Annotated in this window: 18 protein-coding genes; 14 read left to right on the top strand and 4 right to left on the bottom strand. The window is 70.3% G+C overall.

The window, feature by feature from the left end:
- Nucleotides 1-32 precede the first annotated feature (32 nt).
- The 6 genes from AB0M80_RS11300 (at nucleotide 33) to AB0M80_RS11275 (ending at nucleotide 6,763) form a co-directional block, all read left to right on the top strand.
- A complete protein-coding gene (locus AB0M80_RS11300; RefSeq protein ID WP_364562206.1) occupies nucleotides 33-935 on the top strand; it encodes a GNAT family N-acetyltransferase in 903 nt (300 codons plus the stop codon).
- Nucleotides 936-1,019: 84 nt separating this feature from the next.
- A complete protein-coding gene (locus tag AB0M80_RS11295; RefSeq protein WP_364562204.1) occupies nucleotides 1,020-1,457 on the top strand; it encodes a hypothetical protein in 438 nt (145 codons plus the stop codon).
- 32 nt (nucleotides 1,458-1,489) lie between these two features.
- On the top strand, nucleotides 1,490-3,109 hold the full coding sequence (boxC, locus tag AB0M80_RS11290) for a 2,3-epoxybenzoyl-CoA dihydrolase (protein WP_364562202.1): 1,620 nt from the start codon (nucleotides 1,490-1,492) through the stop codon (nucleotides 3,107-3,109).
- Between the two features lie 5 nt (nucleotides 3,110-3,114).
- On the top strand, nucleotides 3,115-4,536 hold the full coding sequence (gene boxB, locus AB0M80_RS11285; protein ID WP_364562199.1) for a benzoyl-CoA 2,3-epoxidase subunit BoxB: 1,422 nt from the start codon (nucleotides 3,115-3,117) through the stop codon (nucleotides 4,534-4,536).
- 8 nt (nucleotides 4,537-4,544) lie between these two features.
- A complete protein-coding gene (locus AB0M80_RS11280; protein ID WP_364562196.1) occupies nucleotides 4,545-6,089 on the top strand; it encodes a benzoate-CoA ligase family protein in 1,545 nt (514 codons plus the stop codon).
- Complete coding sequence (locus tag AB0M80_RS11275; RefSeq protein ID WP_364562194.1) at nucleotides 6,086-6,763, top strand: amidohydrolase family protein; 678 nt, start codon at nucleotides 6,086-6,088, stop codon at nucleotides 6,761-6,763. The genes AB0M80_RS11280 and AB0M80_RS11275 overlap by 4 nt, the downstream gene beginning before the upstream one ends.
- Here AB0M80_RS11275 and AB0M80_RS11270 read toward each other — a convergent pair.
- Both AB0M80_RS11270 and AB0M80_RS11265 read right to left on the bottom strand, forming a co-directional pair.
- Nucleotides 6,755-7,135: a VOC family protein gene (locus AB0M80_RS11270; RefSeq protein WP_364562191.1), complete on the bottom strand. Its 381-nt coding sequence runs from the start codon at nucleotides 7,133-7,135 to the stop codon at nucleotides 6,755-6,757. The genes AB0M80_RS11275 and AB0M80_RS11270 overlap by 9 nt on opposite strands.
- A gap of 47 nt (nucleotides 7,136-7,182) precedes the next feature.
- Nucleotides 7,183-7,641 carry a MarR family transcriptional regulator gene (locus AB0M80_RS11265; protein WP_364562189.1) on the bottom strand — a complete coding sequence of 153 codons (459 nt, stop codon included), beginning with the start codon at nucleotides 7,639-7,641 and terminating at the stop codon, nucleotides 7,183-7,185.
- Between the two features lie 100 nt (nucleotides 7,642-7,741).
- On the opposite strand from AB0M80_RS11265, the gene AB0M80_RS11260 reads away from it, so the two are divergent.
- Nucleotides 7,742-8,881, top strand: a complete 1,140-nt coding sequence (locus AB0M80_RS11260) for a dipeptidase (protein WP_364562186.1) — start codon at nucleotides 7,742-7,744, stop codon at nucleotides 8,879-8,881.
- Between the two features lie 46 nt (nucleotides 8,882-8,927).
- A complete protein-coding gene (locus AB0M80_RS11255) occupies nucleotides 8,928-9,383 on the top strand; it encodes a lipopolysaccharide assembly protein LapA domain-containing protein (RefSeq protein ID WP_364562183.1) in 456 nt (151 codons plus the stop codon).
- On the opposite strand, the gene AB0M80_RS11250 is transcribed toward AB0M80_RS11255, so the two are convergent.
- Entirely contained in the window at nucleotides 9,380-10,201 is an 822-nt protein-coding gene (locus tag AB0M80_RS11250) for a maleylpyruvate isomerase family mycothiol-dependent enzyme (protein WP_364562180.1), read from the bottom strand. The two genes, AB0M80_RS11255 and AB0M80_RS11250, sit on opposite strands and share 4 nt — an antisense overlap.
- Nucleotides 10,202-10,283: 82 nt before the next feature.
- Between AB0M80_RS11250 and AB0M80_RS11245 the strand changes: the two genes are divergently transcribed.
- Together AB0M80_RS11245 and AB0M80_RS11240 are read left to right on the top strand one after the other, a co-directional pair.
- The gene (locus tag AB0M80_RS11245; protein WP_364562177.1) at nucleotides 10,284-11,087 is read left to right on the top strand and encodes an Abi-alpha family protein; all 804 of its coding nucleotides are present in this window, start codon (nucleotides 10,284-10,286) and stop codon (nucleotides 11,085-11,087) included.
- A 4-nt stretch (nucleotides 11,088-11,091) separates the two neighbouring features.
- On the top strand, nucleotides 11,092-12,327 hold the full coding sequence (locus tag AB0M80_RS11240) for a DUF445 domain-containing protein (protein WP_364562174.1): 1,236 nt from the start codon (nucleotides 11,092-11,094) through the stop codon (nucleotides 12,325-12,327).
- Nucleotide 12,328: 1 nt separating this feature from the next.
- Here the strand turns inward: AB0M80_RS11240 and AB0M80_RS11235 are convergent, their stop codons facing one another.
- Nucleotides 12,329-12,688 carry a helix-turn-helix domain-containing protein gene (locus AB0M80_RS11235; protein WP_364562171.1) on the bottom strand — a complete coding sequence of 120 codons (360 nt, stop codon included), beginning with the start codon at nucleotides 12,686-12,688 and terminating at the stop codon, nucleotides 12,329-12,331.
- Nucleotides 12,689-12,802: 114 nt separating this feature from the next.
- On the opposite strand from AB0M80_RS11235, the gene AB0M80_RS11230 reads away from it, so the two are divergent.
- The 4 genes from AB0M80_RS11230 (at nucleotide 12,803) to ectB (ending at nucleotide 18,972) form a co-directional block, all read left to right on the top strand.
- On the top strand, nucleotides 12,803-13,789 hold the full coding sequence (locus AB0M80_RS11230) for a zinc-dependent alcohol dehydrogenase family protein (protein WP_364562168.1): 987 nt from the start codon (nucleotides 12,803-12,805) through the stop codon (nucleotides 13,787-13,789).
- 104 nt (nucleotides 13,790-13,893) lie between these two features.
- A complete protein-coding gene (locus tag AB0M80_RS11225) occupies nucleotides 13,894-16,962 on the top strand; it encodes a patatin-like protein (RefSeq protein WP_364562165.1) in 3,069 nt (1,022 codons plus the stop codon).
- A gap of 213 nt (nucleotides 16,963-17,175) precedes the next feature.
- Nucleotides 17,176-17,703 carry a diaminobutyrate acetyltransferase gene (ectA, locus tag AB0M80_RS11220; protein ID WP_364563612.1) on the top strand — a complete coding sequence of 176 codons (528 nt, stop codon included), beginning with the start codon at nucleotides 17,176-17,178 and terminating at the stop codon, nucleotides 17,701-17,703.
- A gap of 15 nt (nucleotides 17,704-17,718) precedes the next feature.
- Nucleotides 17,719-18,972 carry a diaminobutyrate--2-oxoglutarate transaminase gene (ectB, locus tag AB0M80_RS11215; RefSeq protein ID WP_364562162.1) on the top strand — a complete coding sequence of 418 codons (1,254 nt, stop codon included), beginning with the start codon at nucleotides 17,719-17,721 and terminating at the stop codon, nucleotides 18,970-18,972.
- The last annotated feature ends 1 nt before the right edge of the window (nucleotide 18,973 follow it).

Below are 18,973 nucleotides of genomic sequence, written 5' to 3'. Positions count from 1 at the left end.
GACCGGGAGCGCGCTCTCCTGGAAGGATTTTCATGACCGATCTGGTCGTGCGCCCGCTCGAAGCGGGCGAAGAAGCGCTCTTTCTCTCCCTGCCCGATCGCGGTCTCGTCGGCCGCGCGCTGCTCGGGAACGACTTCGCCGAGATGGCGGCTAAGGGCGAATACCGGCCCGAGTGGACGTGGGTCGCGCTGCGCGACGACGTCGTCGTGGCGCGGGCCGCCTGGTGGGCCGGACCGGGGGACGAAACCCCGATCGCGCTGGACTGGTTCGACTTCACCGACTTCGACGCGGGGGTCCACCTGCTGAAGACGGCGCCGCTGCGCGCGGAGTACTCGCTGACCACGCCGCCCGCGTGGCGGGACGATCCGGACGTGGCGCACGAGGTCGGCATCCGCGTCGAAGCGGCCGAAAAGGCGGGCTACCGCAAGCTCGTCGAGCGCTACCGGTTCCGCTGGACGCCGGAAATCGGCCTGCCGGAACGGCCGGGACGGCTCGACTTCCGGCCCGAGCCGGACGACGACGTCATCCTCGACGTGTTCCGGCGGGTGCACGTCGGCAGCCTCGACGCGCACGTGCGGAAGACCGTCGAAGAGCAGGGCCTCGAAGCGGCCGCCCGGGAGGACCTCGACATCATGCGGTGGATGCCGGCGCCGCGGGATTGGTGGCGGCTGGCGTACCGGGGCGATGGCGAGCTCGTCGGGCTCACCCTGCCGAGCCGCAACGCCTACGACCCGGTGGTCGGCTACATCGCCGTGCTGCCGGAACACCGTGGTCACGGCTATGCGTACGACCTGGTGGCCGAGGCCACGCACGAGCTCGTCACGCACGGCGCGGACCGGATCGTCGCGGGCACCGACGTCGGCAACGTCCCGATGGCCAAGGCCTTCGCGAAGGCGGGTTACCCGGTGGTGCAGCACCGCATCGACCTGGTCTGACCCGCAGCGGCGGCCGTGCCTTGCCGGGCGCGGCCGCCGCGCGGTACCGTCGCTAGAGCGATCTATCAAATTGGGGGCCCCGCGATGGACGTTCTTCAAGCGAAGGGGCTGACGCTGCTTCGCGTGATCCTCGGCTTCTCGCTGCTCAGCACGACGCTGCACTACACGCACAACGCCATCCGGTACGCGGACTACCCGCAACTGCCGGGCATTTCACCGCTTGTCGGCGGCATTGTCGTCGCGTTCGCCTGGGTGCTGCTCACGGCGTTCGGCGGGCTCGGTTACCGCGCGTACCGCCGGGGCTGGTATCCGCAGGCGCTGGCGTTCCTGTTGGTCTACTCCCTGGCCGGGCTGATCACGCTCGGCCACTTCCTGACCGGCGTGCCGCGGATTCCGGCGTTCTGGTTCGCGACGATCTTCACCGACGCCGCGGCCGGCCTCGCGCTGTGGGTGTTCCTCACCTGGGCCTGGGCCGCGCTCAACCGGGTCACTGTGCGAGATCAACTTTCTACACAACATTGACGTTCGTCTGACTCGTGTAGACAATCGGGTGAGTGACCACCACCACACCGGTTGCCTTCGACCGCCGTCCGGACGAGTACCGCCACTGGCGCCTCCGGCTCGACGGGGAGGTGGCCTGGCTGGAACTGGACGTCGACGAGCAGGGTGGGCTGGTCCCGGGGTACGAGCTCAAGCTCAACTCCTACGACCTCGGCGTGGACATCGAGCTCTACGACGCCACGCAGCGGCTGCGCTTCGAGCACCCCGAGGTCCGCGTGGTCATCGTGACCAGCGCGAAGGACAAGGTGTTCTGCGCCGGCGCGAACATCCGCATGCTCGCCGCGTCGGCGCACCACTGGAAGGTCAACTTCTGCAAGTTCACCAACGAAACCCGCAACGGCATGGAGGACGCCACCGAGCACTCCGGCCAGATCTACGTGGCCGCGGTGAACGGCACCTGTGCCGGCGGCGGCTACGAGATCGCGCTGGCCTGCGAAAAGATCTTCCTGATCGACGACAACTCCTCGACCGTCGCGCTGCCCGAGGTGCCGCTGCTGGGCGTGCTGCCCGGCACCGGCGGCCTGACCCGGGTCGTCGACAAACGGCGCGTGCGCAAGGACCTCGCCGACGTCTTCGCGACCCGCCCGGACGGCGTCAAGGGCAAGACGGCGGTCAACTGGCGCCTGGTCGACGAACTGGTGCCGCGTCAGGACTTCCGCGAAAAGGTCCTCGAAAAGGCACGGGAACTCGCGCGCCGGTCGGACAAGCGGGGCGAGCACGGCATCGAGCTGACCCCGCTCGAACATCGCTATGTCGACATCGAGGTCACCAAGGGCCAGGCCGCCATCACCATCAAGGGCCCTGAGACCGACCCCGGTGACCTGCACGAAGAGGGCGCGGGCGGCTGGTTCCTCGCCATGACCCGCGAGCTCGACGACGCCATCCTGCGGTTGCGCACCAACGAGGTCGAAGCCGGGACGTGGATCCTGCGGACCCAGGGCGACCCCGCGCGCGTCCAGGCGCACGAGCAGGCCGTCCTCGGCGAAAAGGACTGGCTCGCCAACGAGATCACGCACTACTTCAAGCGCACGCTCAAGCGCCTCGACGTCACCAGTCGCAGCTTGATCGCGCTCATCGAACCGGGCAGCTGCTTCACCGGCGCGCTGCTGGAGATCGCGCTGGCCGCGGACCGCCAGTACATCCTCGACGGCCCGCCGATCGACGACGAAGACAGCGACGAACGCGCGTCCCTTCAGTTGACCGACGCCAACTTCGGCGCCTTCCCGATGGGGAACGGCCTGACCCGCCTGCAGGCGCGGTTCTACGGCGACGACGACCACCTCGCCTGGCTCGCGCGCGAGAAGAACCGCGAGCTGAGCGCCGCCGAAGCCCTCGAACTCGGCCTGGTCACCGACGCCCCGGACGACCTCGACTGGGAGGACGAGATCCGGATCATCCTCGAAGGCCGCGCGTCGCTGTCCCCGGACGCGCTCACCGGCATGGAGGCCAACCACCGGTTCGTCGGTCCGGAGACCATCGAGACCAAGATCTTCGGCCGGCTGGCGGCTTGGCAGAACTGGATTTTCACCCGGCCGAACGCATCCGGACCGGAAGGCGCGCTGCGCCGCTACGGTACTGGGCAGAAGGCCGTCTTCGACAGGAAGCGGGTCTAGCCCAGATGCCCGAGAAGATCGACTACGACGCCAAGATCCCCAACAACGTCAACCTCTCCGAGGACCGCAGGTTGCAACGCGCGCTGGAGGGCTGGCAGCCGAAGTTCATGCACTGGTGGGGCGAGATGGGGCCGACGCTGGAGACGCAGGGGGTCTACCTGCGCACCGCCGTCAGCGTGGGCCGCGAAGGCTGGGCGCACTTCGACCACGTCAACGTCCCCGACTACCGCTGGGGCATCTTCCTCGCCGAGCGCGACCCCGATCGGCGGATCGCCTTCGGGGAGCACCAGGGCGAGCCGGTGTGGCAGCAGGTGCCCGGCGAATACCGCGCGGACCTGCAGCGGCTGATCGTCATCCAGGGCGACACCGAGCCGGCTTCGGTCGAGCAGCAGAAGCTGCTCGGGCTCACCGCGCCGAGCCTGTACGACCTGCGGAACCTGTTCCAGGTCAACGTCGAAGAAGGCCGTCACCTGTGGGCGATGGTGTACCTGCTGCACGCCTACTTCGGGCGCGAAGGCCGTGACGAAGCCGAAGGGCTGCTGCTGCGCAACTCCGGCAGCCCGGACGCGCCTCGCATCCTGGGCGCGTTCAACGAGGAAACCGCCGACTGGCTGGCGTTCTACATGTTCACCTACTTCACCGACCGCGACGGGAAGTACCAGCTCGGCACGCTCAAGGAGAGCTCCTTCGACCCGCTCTCGCGCACCTGCGAGTTCATGCTGAAGGAGGAGGCGCACCACATGATGGTCGGCACCACCGGTGTCGACCGCGTGGTGACCCGCAGCGCCGAGCTGATCCGCGAGCACGACACCTACGACATCGGCCCGCACGGCGGCATCCCCCTCGACCTCGTCCAGCGCTACATCAACTTCCACTACACGGTGTCCCTGGACCTGTTCGGCAGCGAGACGTCGACGAACGCGGCGAACTACTACACCGCCGGGCTCAAGGGCCGCTGGCAGGAGACCCGCCGCCGGGACGACCACAAGCTCACCGAGGACGCCCGCACGCTGGAACGGCCGACCGGCGACGGCACGTGGACGACCGAGGAGCTGCAGGCGATCCTGCTGCTGAACCTCGACCTGCGCAGCGAGTACGTCGCCGACTGCCAGACCGGGGTGAAGCGCTGGAACAAGATCCTCGCCGACGCCGGCGTGGACTTCACGTTCCGGTTGCCGCACCCTGGCTTCAACCGCGAAGTCGGCATAAACTCCGGCCACCACGTCACTCCCGACGGCACCATCGTCGACGAGGCGACCTGGCAAGCCGGAAAGAGCAAGTGGCTGCCCACGACCGAGGACCTCACGTTCGTCCGCTCGCTGATGCACCCGGTGTACGAGCGGGGGAAGATCGCGAGCTGGGTGGCGCCGCCACGGCAGGGCATCAACGGGAAGCCGTTCGACTACGAGTACGTGTACCTCACGTAGGAGGCCTGGTGGCGACAGGGTTCAATGCCGCGGAGTACCTGCTCTCGGCCGGGCACCCGGACGCGACCGCGGTGGTGTCGCCCCGACGCACCCTCACCTACGCCGAGCTCGCGGCCGAGTCCCGGCGCGTCGCCGGTGGGCTCGCCGAACTCGGGGTGCGGCCCGAAGAACGGGTCATGTTCTGCATGGTCGACGACGTCGAGCTGCTCACCGGCATCCTCGGCGCGATGCTGGCCGGCGCGGTCGCCGTCCCGGTGTCCACCATGGTCACCGGGGTGGAGCTCGGCCAGGTGCTGGCCGATTCGCGGGCGCGCGTGCTGTGCGTGTCCGGGGAGTTCGCCGAGCAGGCGGCGACCGCGCTCGGGCTCGCCCCCGAGGTCACCGACGTCGTGCTCGACCGCTGCGACGAAGCCGGGTTCGAAGTCCGGACGCACCAGTGGTCCGACCTGGCCGGTTCGTTCCGGGGTGGACGGACGTGGGAGGACTCGCCCGCGCTGTGGCTGTACACCTCGGGGACGACGGGGCAGCCGAAGGGGGCGATGCACCGCCACGCGAGCATCCGCGCGGTCTGCGAGACGTACGCCCGCGGGGTGCTGGCGACGACGCGCGAGGACCGGTTCCTGTCCGTGCCGAAGCTCTTCTTCGCCTACGGGCTGGGGAACTCGTGCTTCTTCCCGCTCGGTGCGGGCGGTACGACGCTGCTCGAGCCTTCGCGTCCGACGCCCGCGTTGTTCGCGCGCCGCGCTCGCGAGGAGCAACCGTCACTGTTCTTCGCGGTCCCGACGTTCTACGCGGCGCTGCTCGCCAGCGACGTCCCCGACGACTCGTTTTCTTCGGTGCGGCAAGCGGTTTCGGCCGGGGAGCCGCTGCCCGCGTCGCTGTTCGAACGGTTCCGCGCCCGCTTCGGGCTCGAGATCCTCGACGGTATCGGGTCGACCGAGGCCCTGCACATCTTCCTGTCCAACCAGCCCGGCGCGGTGCGGCCCGGCAGCACCGGCGTCGCGGTGCCCGGGTACGCCCTGCAGATCCGCGACGAGGCCGGCGCCGTGATCGACGCCGCCGGCCGGCCGGGCGAGCTGTTCGTGGCCGGCCCGTCGACCGCGACCGGCTACTGGGCCCGCTACGACGTGACGAAGCTGGTCTTCCAGGGCGAGTGGCTGCGGACCGGGGACAGCTACGTGCGGAACGAGGACGGGACGTACAGCTGTCTCGGCCGGTTCGGGGACATGCTGAAGGCGGGCGGGATCTGGGTGTCACCGTCCGAAGTGGAGGAACGGCTGCGGCAGCACCCGGCGGTGGCGGAGGTCGCGGTCGTCGCCGCGCCGGACGCCGACGGTCTCGACAAGCCGGTGGCCTGCGTGGTGCCCGCCCCCGGGTTCGCGGTGGACCCGGCCGAGCTGATCGAGTTCTGCCGCGAGGGGCTCGCGGCGTTCAAGCGCCCGCGCGGGGTGGTCGAACTGGCGGAGCTGCCGAAGACGGCGACCGGCAAGATCCGCCGCAACGTGATCCGCGAGCTGGTCCGCGACTCGCTGCGGACGGTGCCCAGCTCGTGATCGACGGGTACTTCGTGGTCGACGCCCACGTCCACACGCCGCGGCTGCCGACGCTCAAGCCCGCGTGGCTGCAGTGGGCGCACGACTTCGCGGGGGCGTACCCGTGGCGTTCGGTGTACTCGGCCGACGGTGCGGTGATCCCGCCGGCGATGGACGAACTGATGGAATCCGAGGGGGTCGACCGGGTCCTGTTGTTCTGCGAGTACAGCCCGCGGGCGACCGGGATCCAGCCGATCGAGGACAACCTGCCCCTGGTGGAACACAACCCGGCGCGGTTCCGGTTGGTGGCGAACGTCAACCCGTACGTGCACCACCCGGCGGCGGCGGAGGTCGCGCGGCAGCTGGACCGGGGCGCGGTGGCGCTGAAGATCCACCCGGTGCACGGCGCGTTCTCGCCGGCGGACAAGGAGCTGTACGTGGCGGCTTTCCTGGCGCTGGCCCGGGAAAACGTGTGGCTCGATCTCGCCGGGCTGCCGCCGAAGAAGCTGCCGGAGTACTACCAGCGGTTCGACCTGGACCGGCTGGCCGGGAAGTTCGTGTTCGGGACGGACTGGCCGGGGGTGCCGTCGGTGGCCGCGAACGTCCGGACGTTGGCGGGGCTGGGACTGCCCGAGGACGTCTTGAGCGGCGTCCTCGGGGGCAACGCGGTGAAGCTGATGCCGGGCCTAGCTTAGGACCTCGTGCAGGCACAGCACGTTGCCTTCGGAGTCGTTGAACCACGCCGCTCGCTCGTTGCCGAGCTCCGCGATGTGGCCGACGGTCTTCAGGCCGTCGGTCTCGAAGTCCTGGAACCGCACGCCGCGGTCCTCCAACGCCCTGACCTCGGCCGGCAGGTCACCGACTTCGAAGCTCAGTGCCGTGTTTTCGCTCTGCGCGCCGGCCGGCATCGGGCGGAGGCCGATCGCGCCCGCGCCCGCCGCGAAGTAGAGGGTTCCGTCCTCGCCCCGGCCCGTCTGCGTCAGGCCGAGGGAGTCCGTGTAGAAGTGGCCGGCGCGTGCACTGTCGGTCACCGGAAGCATGGTCGTGATGGTCGATTCGGTCAGCATGGCTCTCATCGTGCGCCCTCACGCGCATCGCCGTGACCTCGACTTTTTCACCGCTCGGCGTTGAACGCGCGGAGTGTCCGCATCGCTTCGGCGAGTGCCGCCGCGTCTTCACCGAGCGGGGTCAGCACGATGCGGCGCAGGATGTCCGCCGCTGCCGCGCGGGCCTTGTTCGCCACCTCCAGGCCGTGGTCGGTCAGCGACGCGAACGTGACGCGGCGATCGTCGGGGCTGGGGATCCGGCAGATCAGGTCCGCCGCCACCAGGCGGTCCGCGACCTTCGTGAACCCGCCGCTGGACAGCGCCGCCTCCGTGGCCAGGCGGGTCATCGGCATCCGGTGCTCGGGCGAGCGAACCAGCCGCAGCAGGATGTCGAACGACGCCGGCGCTAGCCCGAAGCGGTCGGCGATCTCGCCCATCAGCTTGTCCTGGGTGGCCAGGTAGCCCTCGATGACCAGGCCCCACCAGGTGACGATCTCGTCGTCGTCGGTGTTGGGATCGGGTGTCACGCACCGTACTCTACCGCCAAACCTCGCCGGAAAATATCTTCCTGGAAAGACGTCAGCGCGTTTGTACGGCCCGTATATCGGGGCTCCCTACGATCGGCCGATGACTAACGAGGCACTGCAGCGTGCTACCCAATTGCTGGACGGCGTCATCCTCGCCGACGGGCACAACGACCTGCCCTGGGAGCTGCGGCAGCACGGTGGCCCGAACCCGGTCGAGGCGGCCGCGTCGCTCGACCTGACCGTGCGGCAGCCCGCCCTGCACACCGACTTCCCGAAGCTCGCCGACGGGAAGCTCGGCATGCAGTTCTGGTCGGTGTACGTGCCCTGTGAGTTCGAGGGCCACAGCGCCGTGACCGCCGTTCTGGAGCAGGTCGAAGTGGTCCACCAGCTGGTCGAGCGCTACCCCGACCGGCTCCGGCTGGTCACCACCGCGGACGAGGCCGAGGCCGCGTTCGCCGACGGCCGGATCGCGTCCCTGCTCGGCGCGGAGGGCGGGCACAGCATCGCCGAGTCGATCGGCGTGCTGCGGATCCTGCGGCGCCTCGGCGTCCGCTACATGACGCTGACGCACAACTTCAACACCACCTGGGCCGACGCGGGCACCGACGAGCCGGTCCACGGCGGTCTCACCGAGTTCGGCCGCGACGTCGTGCGCGAGATGAACAAGATCGGGATGATGGTCGACCTGTCGCACGTCGCGCCGTCGACGATGCGGGCGGCGATCGAGGTCAGCTCGGTGCCGGTGATCTTCAGCCACTCCTCTTGCATCGCGGTGAACGACCACCCCCGCAACATCCCCGACGACGTCCTGGCCAAGCTGCCCGGCAACGGCGGCGTCGCGATGATCACCTTCGTGCCGGCGTTCGTCTCGCCGAAGGTCGCCGCCTGGAACGAGCAGCTCGAGGCCGCGATGGCCGACGCCGGGCTGGAGTACCAGAACCTGAGCCTGCGCGGGAAGTTCGTCAAGGAGTGGGACGGCCCGGTCAAGCCCCTCGCCACCGTCGACGACGTCGTCGCGCACGTCGAACACGCCCGCGAGGTCGCCGGCATCGACCACATCGGCCTCGGCGGCGACTACGACGGCGTCGCCTCGCTGCCGGAGGGGCTGGAGGACACGTCCAAGTACCCGGTGTTGTTCGCCGCGCTGCTCGAGCGGGGGTGGAGTGAGGACGACTGCGCGAAACTGGCCGGGAAGAACACCCTCCGCGTCCTGCGGGAGGTAGACGGTTTCGCCCGATAGGGGGTTTGAGTCAGCGCTCCCCGTGCGCCGGACGGACACTGGGTGAATGACGCACGCGCGCGGGGGCGCGGCAGACCGCCCCACCGGTCCCACCCACCACGACCTGCCCGGCACCGACCTGCCCGGCACCGACCTGCCCGGCACCGACGTGCCGGAAGGCGCCCTGGAACCAGCCGAGCTCCGCGCCGGCGACGTCCGGCCGGGCGCGGAGGAGGCGACGCCGGTACACCCGGCGCCCGCCAAACCGGCGGCGGGCCGGGCCCGCCCGACGCGGATCAGCGGCACCTGGGTCGCGGTGATCGCCGGTCTGCTCGTGCTCGTCGTGCTGCTGGTCTTCATCCTGCAGAACCTCGCCCCGGCGACCGTGCGTTTCTTCGGCGCCGAAGGCAACCTGCCCTTGGCCATCGCGATGCTGTTCTCGGCCATCGGCGGGGCGGTGCTGGTCGCGCTGATCGGCGGCGCCCGGATCCTCCAGCTGCGGAAGCAGGCGCGCCGCCGCTAGACGACGATCGAGGTCATCCCGAGCAGCACCGCGCAAGCGCTTTCGTCGCCGGTCGTCCGCACCCGGCCGCGGTCCGCTGCGTTGCGGGTGCAGAGCCGCCAGAACGTGTCCAGGTCGGTCGTCACGGTGGCCAGCGGGGCGCGTGACGGCGGCGCGCCGCGGTCCAGGAGCCAGCCGTCGCGCTCGCGGCGCGCGTACCACTTGCCGTGGCCGGTCACCGTGTAGCCGATCTGCTTGCCGGCGCGGGCGTCGACGTCACGCAGGGTGTGCGGCAGGGCGCGGACGAACGTGTCGGCGATCGGCTCGGCGTACTCCGCGTCCAGCGGCGTGTGCTCCAGGGCCTCGCGGATCTGCACGTGGTGGACCCAGAACTCCGAATAGTCGCGAGCCGCGTCCAGCCAGCGCGGCGCGGGCTCCTCGCCCGCCCAGCTCACCGGCTCGCCGAGGGAATCCAGGTCCAGCTTCGCCCAGTAGTCGGTCGTCTGGCCCATGAACTCGTACAGCATCGTCATCAGGACGTCCGTCGAGAGGCGGCGGCACGCGACGACCCATTCCTCGTTGATCCGGTCGATGAACCGCGGGAAGGCCTCACCCGGACGGGGGCCTTTGGACGCGTGCCCGTCGCGGCCGCGGGACAGCCGGCCGACCTTGTCGCCGAGCAGGTGGGCGGCGACGTCCTTGACCGTCCAGCCGTCGCACACCGTCGGTCGCGTCCAGTCTTCCGGGGTCAGCGCGCCGAGCAGCGTCATCAGCGCCTGTTCTTCCTTCGAGAAGTACGGGAGGACGTCGATCGGCGGGCCCCAGCGGGTCGGACTCATGACCCCATCCAACACGGAAGTCACACCTCCATTCGGCCTACCCGCAGGTAGCATCAGCGCGTGAGCAGAGGGGAGCAGGGCCGTGGACGCAGAGCGACCGAACGGCCGGGGTGGCGCCGATGACCTGGCCCGCCGCGCCGGTCAGCTGGCGGGCTGGGCCGCGCGCACCGGCTTCGCGCTCGGGCGCAAGTTCCCCGGCGTCGAGACCGCCGAACGCACCGTGCGGGAGGTGGAACGTCAGCTGCTGACCGAGCTGCGCCGCCGGCTCGACGAGGTCGACGACCCGTACCACGCGGCGCTCACCGCGGCGTCGGCGATGAACCGCCCGGCGGTCCCCGGCCGCCGCCCGATCGAGGCCGCCGTGACGCTCGTGCCGGTCCGCGACAACCACGCCGAGCCGTTGCGCGCCGCGATGGCGGAGCTGCTCAACCACTCCGTCGGCTTCGGCCGCGAGCGCGCCCGCGAGTACTTCTACGCGATCATCCTGCGCCAGCTGACGCCGGACGAGGCCCGCATCCTGGCCGCGCTGTCCGACGGGTCGCCGTTCCCCGCCCTCGACGTCGTCGAGCGGACCGGCCTCGGCGGCAACGGCCGGGTCGTGCTGCGCAACGCCTCGACGGTCGGCAAGGCGGCCGGGGTGTCGCTGCCCGACCAGGTGCCCGGCTACGTGACCCGGCTGATCGGGCTGGGCCTCGTCGACCTCGACGAAGAAGTGCCGTCGCTGGAGACGCAGTACGAGATCCTGCTGACCGACGAAACCGTGCGCGACGCGGAGAAGCACGTCAGGCGGGCGAAGTTCGTCCGGCGGACGATCCACGTCTCACGCCTCGGCGCGCAGTTCTGGCGGGCCTGCGACCCTTCTTTCGGCGAACACAGCACGGGTTAGCGGAGTGGGGGCCTTCCTCGGCGGCATCGTCGCCGACTTCGCGCGGCACTGGCCCCTCTACGTCTCGATCCCGGTCGTCGCCGCGCTGATCGGCTACGGCACCAAGCTCGTCGCGATCCGGATGATGTTCCAGCCGGTGGAGTTCATCGGCGTCAAGCCGTTCCTCGGCTGGCAGGGCATCGTGCCGAAGCGCGCCGCGCGCATGGCGAGCATCGCCTGCGACACGATGACCGAGCAGCTGATCAAGCCGGCCGAAGTGGTGGCGCGGCTGGACGCTGCCCGCATCGCCAAGGAGATCGAGAAGCCGCTGCTCGCGGGCATCGAGGACATCGTGCGCGAGGTCGCGGGGCACTACCAGCCGGGGCTGTGGGAGTCGCTGCCGGTGCGGGTGCAGCGGCTGGTGATCGAGCGCGTCCAGCACGAGTCGCCGCGGATGGTCGCCGCCGTGCTCGACCTGATCAAGTCCGATGTGGACAGCGTGTTCGACCTCAAGGGCATGGTGGTCACCAGCCTGGTCAAGGACAAGCGGCTGCTGAACCGGATCTTCCAGGAGGCCGGCGCGCAGGAGTTCAAGTTCATCGCCCGGTCCGGCCTGGTGTTCGGCGGCGCGATCGGCGTCGTCCAGATGGTGGCGTGGGTGCTGTTCAAGTTCCCGCCGATCATGCCGCTCTTCGGCCTGTTCACCGGCTGGTTCACGGACTGGCTCGCGCTGAGGATGATCTTCTACCCGATCGAGCCGCGCAAGTACTTCGGTGTCACTTGGCAGGGACTGTTCTTGAAGCGGCGCGCGGAGGTCGCGGAGGCGTACGGTTCGCTGATCGCCAAGGAGATCATCACGCCGCACAACGTGATCGAGGCGATCCTGCACGGACCGCTGTCGGACCGGGTGCTGGCGCTGATCCAGCGCCAGCTCGACCTCGAACTCGGCCGCCGGGTCAAGCCGCTGCTGGTGTTCGCCGTCGGCAGCCGCAGGTACCAGGACCTGAAGCTGGCGATCTCGTCGCAGATCATGAGCCGCCTGCCGGAGACGATGCGCTACATCGAGGACTACGCGACGGACGCGATGGACATCCGCAACGTGCTGGTGTCGAAGATGAAGCAGCTGTCCCCGAAGGAGTTCGAGCGCCTGCTGCGGCCGGCCTTCGAACAGGACGAGTGGATCCTCATCGCGACGGGCGCGGTGCTGGGCTTCGCGGTCGGCGAGGCGCAGGTGCTGGTTCTGGAGCACCTGGCGGCGTGAGTCACGCGAAGTCGTAGGCGCGTCGCGCCTCGGCGACCTTCGCCCGGTGCTTGGCCGCCCACGCCGACAACGCGTGCAATGGCTCGTCCAGCTCCGCCGCGTGCGGCGTCATCGTGTACTCGACCCGCGGCGGGACCTCCGGGTAGACCTTCCGCGTCACCAGCCCGTTGCGCTCGAGGCCCCGCAGCGTCAGCGACAGCATCCGCCGGGAGACGCCGTCCAGGGCGCGTTCCAGCTCGCTGAACCGCCGGGGCCCGTCACCGAGCCGGATCAGGACCTGGATCGCCCACTTGTCGCCGACCAGATCCAGCACCTCGCGCAGGGAGCACATCTCCGCCGGAGGAATTTCGCCGTTGTCCATCGCCGTGACCTCATTCGTAACAGACGTGTGCCGTCGTACCAGGAAAGTGCCGTCTTCCAGCGGGAACGCCACCGGGGCACGATCGATTCCGCAAGCACGGGAAAGGAACCAGGAATGACGAAGACGGTGCGGTTCGCGGCCGAAGGCGGACCGGAAGTGCTGGAACTCGTGGACGTCGAGCTGGGCGAGCCGGGGCCCGGCGAGCTGCGGCTGCGGGTGGAGTCGATCGGGCTCAACCGGGCGGAGGCCATGTTCCGCGCCGGGCTCTACTTCGAACGCCCCGGCGAATTCCCCGCCAAGCTCGGCTACTCGGCGTCCGGGATCGTCGAAGCCCTCGGCGAAGGGGTCACCGGGTTCGGGATCGGCGACGCCGTCAGCACGGTCGCGGGCTTCTCGATGCGGAACTACGGCGTCTACGGCGAGGCGGCGATCGTGCCGGCGACCGCCGTGCTCCGGCGTCCGGAAGGGCTCGGCGCCAACGAAACCGTCGCGCTGTGGGGGCCGTTCCTCACCGCGTACGGCGCGCTCGTCGACGAAGGACGGGTGCGGCCCGGCGATTTCGTGCTGATCACGGCGGCGTCCAGCAGTGTCGGGTTGGCGACGATCGACGTCGCCAACCACATCGGCGCGATCCCGATCGCCGCGACCCGCACGGCCGCGAAGAAGCAACGGCTCCTCGACGCGGGTGCCGCGCACGTGATCGTCACCGACGAGGAGGACATCGCCGGACGCACCCGCGAAATCACCGGCGGCCGGGGTGCGGAGTTCGTCTTCGACGCCGTCGCCGGCGAAGGCGTGCGCAAGCTGGCCGAAGCCACCGCGAAGGGCGGCACACTCGTCGTCTACGGCGCGCTAGACACGAAGGAAACGCCGTTCCCGCTGTGGTTCGTGCCGACCATGCGGCTGTTCAACGCGTTCGACCTGACGATGGACCCCGAACGCCTGGCCCGCGCGGAACACTTCATCCGGGCCGGCGTGCGGGCGGGCACGTTCCGGCCGCGGGTGGACCGCGTGTTCGACCTTGCCGACATCGCCGAGTCCCACCGCTACCTCGAGGCGAACGGCCAGTTCGGCAAGGTGGTGGTCACCGTGGGCGGCTGAGCGGGCGTACAAGACCACCCGAACGGCCGTACCTCCGGACGTATCCCCGGGCTTTCCGTTCGCCTCTACTCTGCGTCAGGACGAGCGACCGCCGGGGAGAGCCCATGGCCGAGACAGCGGAACCGTGGCCGCAGGAGATCCGGCTGGCGATGACCATGGTGGGCGGCGCCAGCCTGGCCATCTGGATGGGCGGGGTCGCCACCGAGACGTCGCAGCTGCTGCGGGAATCACGAGGTGACGCCGATCCCGGCCTCTACCGCAAGCTGCTCGACCTGCTGCGCGCGACCGTCTCGATCGACGTCCTCACCGGCACCAGCGCCGGCGGGATCAACGCGGCCTGCCTCGGCCTGGCCGAGGCCTTCAACGCCACCCCGCAGGTCCTGCGGGACACCTGGATCACCACCGGCTCGCTGGAGAACCTGATCCGGGACGCGCGGGAGCCGCAGCCGCGCTCGGTGCTCGACGGGGACCGCGTGCTGCTCGGCGACCTCGAACGGGCGTTGCGGCAGATCACCGCGGAGGGAACGCCGCCCACCGAGGAACCCGACATCACGGTGCTGCTCACCGGCACGATGATCGACGGCGAGACCACCCGGTTCGACGACGCGCTCGGGAACCTGGTGCGCGACACCGAACACCGGATGCTCTTCCGGTTCTGTGGTCCACTCTGGACAGTAGGGGTGGAGGGGCCGCTCGCGCTGGCGGCCCGCTCCACCGCGTCCTTCCCCGGTGCGTTCGAGCTGTCGCGGATGCCGATCGGCACCGACGGCACCGATCGGCTGCACCCCGACATGACGCCGTACACGGAGCTGACCCGCTCGCACTGGCTGACCGACGGCGGCGTGCTGCTGAACAAGCCGTTGCGGCCGGCGCTGCGCGAGATCTTCGAGCGCACGTCGCACGCGGACGTCCGGCGGCTGCTGCTCTACGTCGTGCCGACCGGTGAACGCGACGCCGACGCCGTCGGCTGCGATCCGGCGAACCCGCCGCTGCTGTCGAGCGCGATGGCCCAGGTCGTGAACACCGTGATGAGCCAGTCGATCAGCGCCGAGCTGGACGACCTGACCCGGCACAACGACGCCGTGCTCCGCGCTCGGGACACCAGGGTTTCGCTGGCCGCACTGGGCCTGCGCTGCGGGCCCGGGTGCCTGGTCGACACCCGGATCGCCGCCGCGTACCTCGAGCGCCGGACCGCCGAGGACGCCGCCGAGCTGGTGCGCGCCGCGGCTCGCCGGTACGCCCTGTCCGATGCGGACACCCCGGACCGCGAGTGGGCGTCCGGGATGTCGCGGCAGCTGCGGGCGATCGCGGTGACCGCGTTGAGCAGCGGCGTCCCGGCCGGCCCGCCCGCCGCCGAGCTGGCGGTCGAGGACCTGGTCGGCTACCGGACGACCGCGCTCGACGACGCCGTCGCGACCGGTTTGCAGCTGATCAACGCCGGGTTCCGGCTCCGGCCGGACGCCACGCGCGCGGCGGCCCTGAACGACGCGCGCGGCCGGCTGCACGCGGCGCGCCGGACCGCCGGCCGCGGCGTGCGGCTGGCGCAGTGGGTGGCCGCGCACGCCGGGCCCGGCGCGAGCAGCACCCTCGAAGTGTGGATCCGCGAGCTCGCCGAGGAGTGGGCCGGGCTGGGCCGCTCGGCCGCCGTCGCCGAGGCGTGGCCGAAGGTGGTCGCGGGCCTGCGGGCGGCGGCGCCGACGTTGCGGGCGCTGGCCGCGGAGGACGACGCCGGCACGGTGACCACGTTGCTGGACTGGCTGGCACTGGGACCGGACGACGCGGGCGCGGACGACGTCGTGCAGGCGCGGCTGATCGCCCTCCACGTGGCCACGCGCGGGCTGCTCGCGCAGGCGCCGTCGGTCGACCAGCGAGTCGACCTCGTGCAGGTCAGCGCCGATTCGCGGACGCTGCTGGACATGACGCGGCGCCGGTCGTGGGACAAGCTGACCGGGATGCAGGCGAGCTACTTCGGCGCCTTCTACAAGGCGTCGTGGCGGGCCAGCGACTGGATGTGGGGCCGCATCGACGGCGCGGGCTGGCTGGTCCAGTGCCTGCTCGACCCCGTCCGCCTCGAGACGCTCCGCGACATCATCGGGCCGGAGCGGTTCCGCGACGAGCTCGTCGCGGCGCTCGAGCCGGCCTGGCGCAAGCCGGACGAGCGTGACCGGTGCACGCCGGCCGAGGTGGCGCAGCTGTGCGACCAGCTGACCGCGGAGCTGGCGTTCCTCGGCCTCGACGCCGACCTCGCCCCGGTCGGGTTCGGCCGCGACCGGCCGGTCAGCCTGCCGGTGACGGCCATGGTGCTGGCCCGGACGCGGCAGGCCGGGATCGCCGCGGAGGAACTCCCGGTCGTCACGCTCGCGGCGCGCTACGACGCCGACGACCGCCGGGGCATCGAGGACGCGCTGGCCGAGGACCGGCCCCCGGTCGACGCGGGCGCCGCTCAGGCCCAGTTCCAGGCCTGCCGCGTCTCGGCCGAAAAGCTCGCCGGGGAGCAGGGCACCGCACGGCTGACCCGGACCTTGGTCGCGCTCGGCGCCGCCACGGTCAACGCCGGGACGATCGCGTTCCGGCTGCCCGGTGGCTGGCCGCAGACGGTCGCGGGCATCCTCCGGACGGTGGCCAGGAGCACCGCGAGGGTCGCGCAGGGCGCGTCACGGCTCGGTACGGCGGGCTCGCTCGCGGCCGGCGTCCTGGCGCTGCTGGCCGGGCTGGTGATCGGCAACGACGGTGGCGCGGTCCTGCAGTGGATCGGCCTCCCGGTCCTCGCGGGCGCCGTCGTCTACCTGGCGACGGCGCTGCTCACGACGGGCCGCACCCCGCGCCGGCTGTTCGCGGCGCTCGGGGCGCTGGTCGTGGCGGCGCTGCTGCTGGCGGCGTTCCTGCCGCCGCTCGCCCAGCCGTTCTTCGGCTGGCTGGGTGACGTGGTGGCCGGCTGGCGCCGCGGCGAGGGCGCGGTGTGGTGGCTGGTGGTCTCCGGGCTGCTGATCCTGCCGGCGGTCGTGATGCCGGTGAACGGCTTCCTGCGCCGGCTCGGCCACCGCCGCACCCGGTCCGGGGAAGCGAAGAGTGTCGTGCTCAACGTGTCGGGCAACGGCCGTTCGCCCCGGTTGCGGGCGACGGAGCCCGGCGGGGCGGTATCGAGCCCGGCCGCCGTCGAACGCTCGCGCTGAGCGACGACGCCGGTTCGGCCCGTCGCCTTGCGATCAACCCGATTTGGGTTCATGGTGCGAAGAGGCGGCGCGCCGCGGCACGCGGCCACGGCGCGCGTTTGCCCCTGATCCGTCCACTTCAAACATGTTTGTGGGACTGCTCACCGGGTACTCGGCGTCGCTGCAGGTCATCGCGGGGTCGGTGAGCTGCGTCGCTGGCACGCCGAAAATTCTCTGTTACGTTTCCTGAGTATGTCCGTAACGCACTTGATCGAATCCCCGACCAAGGCGGACGGCGCGGAGCTGTGGCGAATCGCGCGTGATTCCGCCAAGCTCGATCTCAACTCGCCGTACGCATACATGCTGTGGTGCCGCGATTTCGCCGGGTCTTCGGTGGTCGCGCGCGAGGACGGCAAGGCCGTCGGTTTCGTCATCGCCTACCGCAGGCCGGACGAGCCGGAGTCGGCGCTCGTCTGGCAGGTCGCGGTCGACGCGTCCCAGCGCGGAAAGGGCCTGGCCGGGACCCTGCTCGACGCGCTGTACACGCGCCTGGCCGGCGAGGGGGTGCGTTACCTCGAGACCACCATCACCCCGGACAACGAGGCCTCCATCCGGCTGTTCGCGTCGTTCGCGAAGCGGTGGAACGCCGCGACGGAAACCAGTGTGCTGTTCGGCGGGGAGGATTTCCCCGAAGCCGGGCACCTGCCGGAAGAGCTTTACCGCATCGGTCCGCTGACGGCACCCGCGAATCCGGGCGATTAGGAGAGAAAGAATCACATGAGCATCTTCGAAGAGCTCGAATCCGAAGTCCGCAGCTACAGCCGCGGCTGGCCGGTCGTGTTCGACCGCGCGCAGGGCAGCTGGCTCCACGACGAGAGCGGAAAGCCCTATCTGGACTTCTTCGCCGGGGCCGGCGCGCTGAACTACGGGCACAACAACCCGCAGCTGAAGCAGGCCCTGATCGACTACATCCAGCGCGACGGCGTCACCCACGCCCTGGACATGTTCACCGTGGCCAAGCGGGACTTCCTGCAGACCTTCCGCGACAAGGTCCTCGACCCGCGCGGGTTCGGCTACAAGGTCGTGTTCCCCGGGCCGGGCGGTGCGAACGCCGTCGAAGCGGCGCTGAAGCTGGCGCGCAAGGTGACCGGCAAGGAATCGGTCATCAACTTCACCAACGCCTTCCACGGCATGACGCTGGGCGCGTTGTCGGTCACCGGCAACTCGATGAAGCGCGGCGCCGCGGGCATCCCGCTGGTGCACGCCACCCCGATGCCGTACGACAAGTACTTCGACGGCGCGATGCCGGACTTCCTCTACTTCGAGAAGCTCCTGAAGGACTCCGGCAGCGGGCTCAACGAGCCGGCCGCGGTGATCGTCGAAGGCGTGCAGGGCGAAGGCGGCATCAACGCCGCGCGCCTGGAGTGGCTGAAGGGCCTCGACGACCTCTGCAAGCGCCACAACATCCTGCTGATCCTCGACGACGTCCAGATGGGCTGCGGCCGCACCGGCCCGTTCTTCAGCTTCGAAGACGCCGGGATCACGCCGGACATCGTCTGCCTGTCGAAGTCCATCAGCGGCTACGGAATCCCGATGGCGCTGACGCTGATCAAGCCGGAGCTCGACGTCTGGGAACCGGGCGAGCACAACGGCACCTTCCGCGGGATCAGCCCCGCGTTCGTCACCGCCAAGGAAGCGATCGACGTCTACTGGAGCGACGACGCGCTGGAGAAGTCGACCAAGGCGAAGGGCGAGCGCATCGCGACCGCGTTCAGCGGCCTCGTCGAGGCCTACCCCGAGGCGAAGCTGCTCGCCAAGGGCCGCGGCCTGGCGCGCGGCCTCGAGTTCGCGAACGGTGACCTGGCCGGGCGCGTCTGCGCCGAGGCGTTCGCCCGCGGCCTGCTGATGGAAACCTCCGGTCCCGACGGCGAAGTCATGAAACTGCTGCCGCCGCTGACCCTGACCGACGACGAGCTGACGCAGGGGCTGTCGATCATCGACGAGTCCGTCAAGGCCGTCCTGACCAAATAAG

The sequence above is a fragment of the Amycolatopsis sp. NPDC051045 genome, from assembly GCF_040682955.1.
Lineage (GTDB): Bacteria > Actinomycetota > Actinomycetes > Mycobacteriales > Pseudonocardiaceae > Amycolatopsis.
Note: the sequence above shows the minus strand (reverse complement) of the source record. Positions and strands in the feature narration are given on the sequence as shown.

Excerpts from the sequence above, each read along its gene's own strand:
- AB0M80_RS11300 (WP_364562206.1), top strand. The coding sequence starts at position 33 with ATGACCGATCTGGTCGTGCGCCCGCTCGAAGCGGGCGAAGAAGCGCTC.
- AB0M80_RS11295 (WP_364562204.1), top strand. The coding sequence starts at position 1,020 with ATGGACGTTCTTCAAGCGAAGGGGCTGACGCTGCTTCGCGTGATCCTC.
- boxB (WP_364562199.1), top strand. The coding sequence starts at position 3,115 with ATGCCCGAGAAGATCGACTACGACGCCAAGATCCCCAACAACGTCAAC.
- AB0M80_RS11270 (WP_364562191.1), bottom strand. The coding sequence starts at position 7,135 with ATGCTGACCGAATCGACCATCACGACCATGCTTCCGGTGACCGACAGT.
- AB0M80_RS11260 (WP_364562186.1), top strand. The coding sequence starts at position 7,742 with ATGACTAACGAGGCACTGCAGCGTGCTACCCAATTGCTGGACGGCGTC.
- AB0M80_RS11255 (WP_364562183.1), top strand. The coding sequence starts at position 8,928 with ATGACGCACGCGCGCGGGGGCGCGGCAGACCGCCCCACCGGTCCCACC.
- AB0M80_RS11250 (WP_364562180.1), bottom strand. The coding sequence starts at position 10,201 with ATGAGTCCGACCCGCTGGGGCCCGCCGATCGACGTCCTCCCGTACTTC.
- AB0M80_RS11235 (WP_364562171.1), bottom strand. The coding sequence starts at position 12,688 with ATGGACAACGGCGAAATTCCTCCGGCGGAGATGTGCTCCCTGCGCGAG.
- AB0M80_RS11230 (WP_364562168.1), top strand. The coding sequence starts at position 12,803 with ATGACGAAGACGGTGCGGTTCGCGGCCGAAGGCGGACCGGAAGTGCTG.
- AB0M80_RS11225 (WP_364562165.1), top strand. The coding sequence starts at position 13,894 with ATGGCCGAGACAGCGGAACCGTGGCCGCAGGAGATCCGGCTGGCGATG.
- ectB (WP_364562162.1), top strand. The coding sequence starts at position 17,719 with ATGAGCATCTTCGAAGAGCTCGAATCCGAAGTCCGCAGCTACAGCCGC.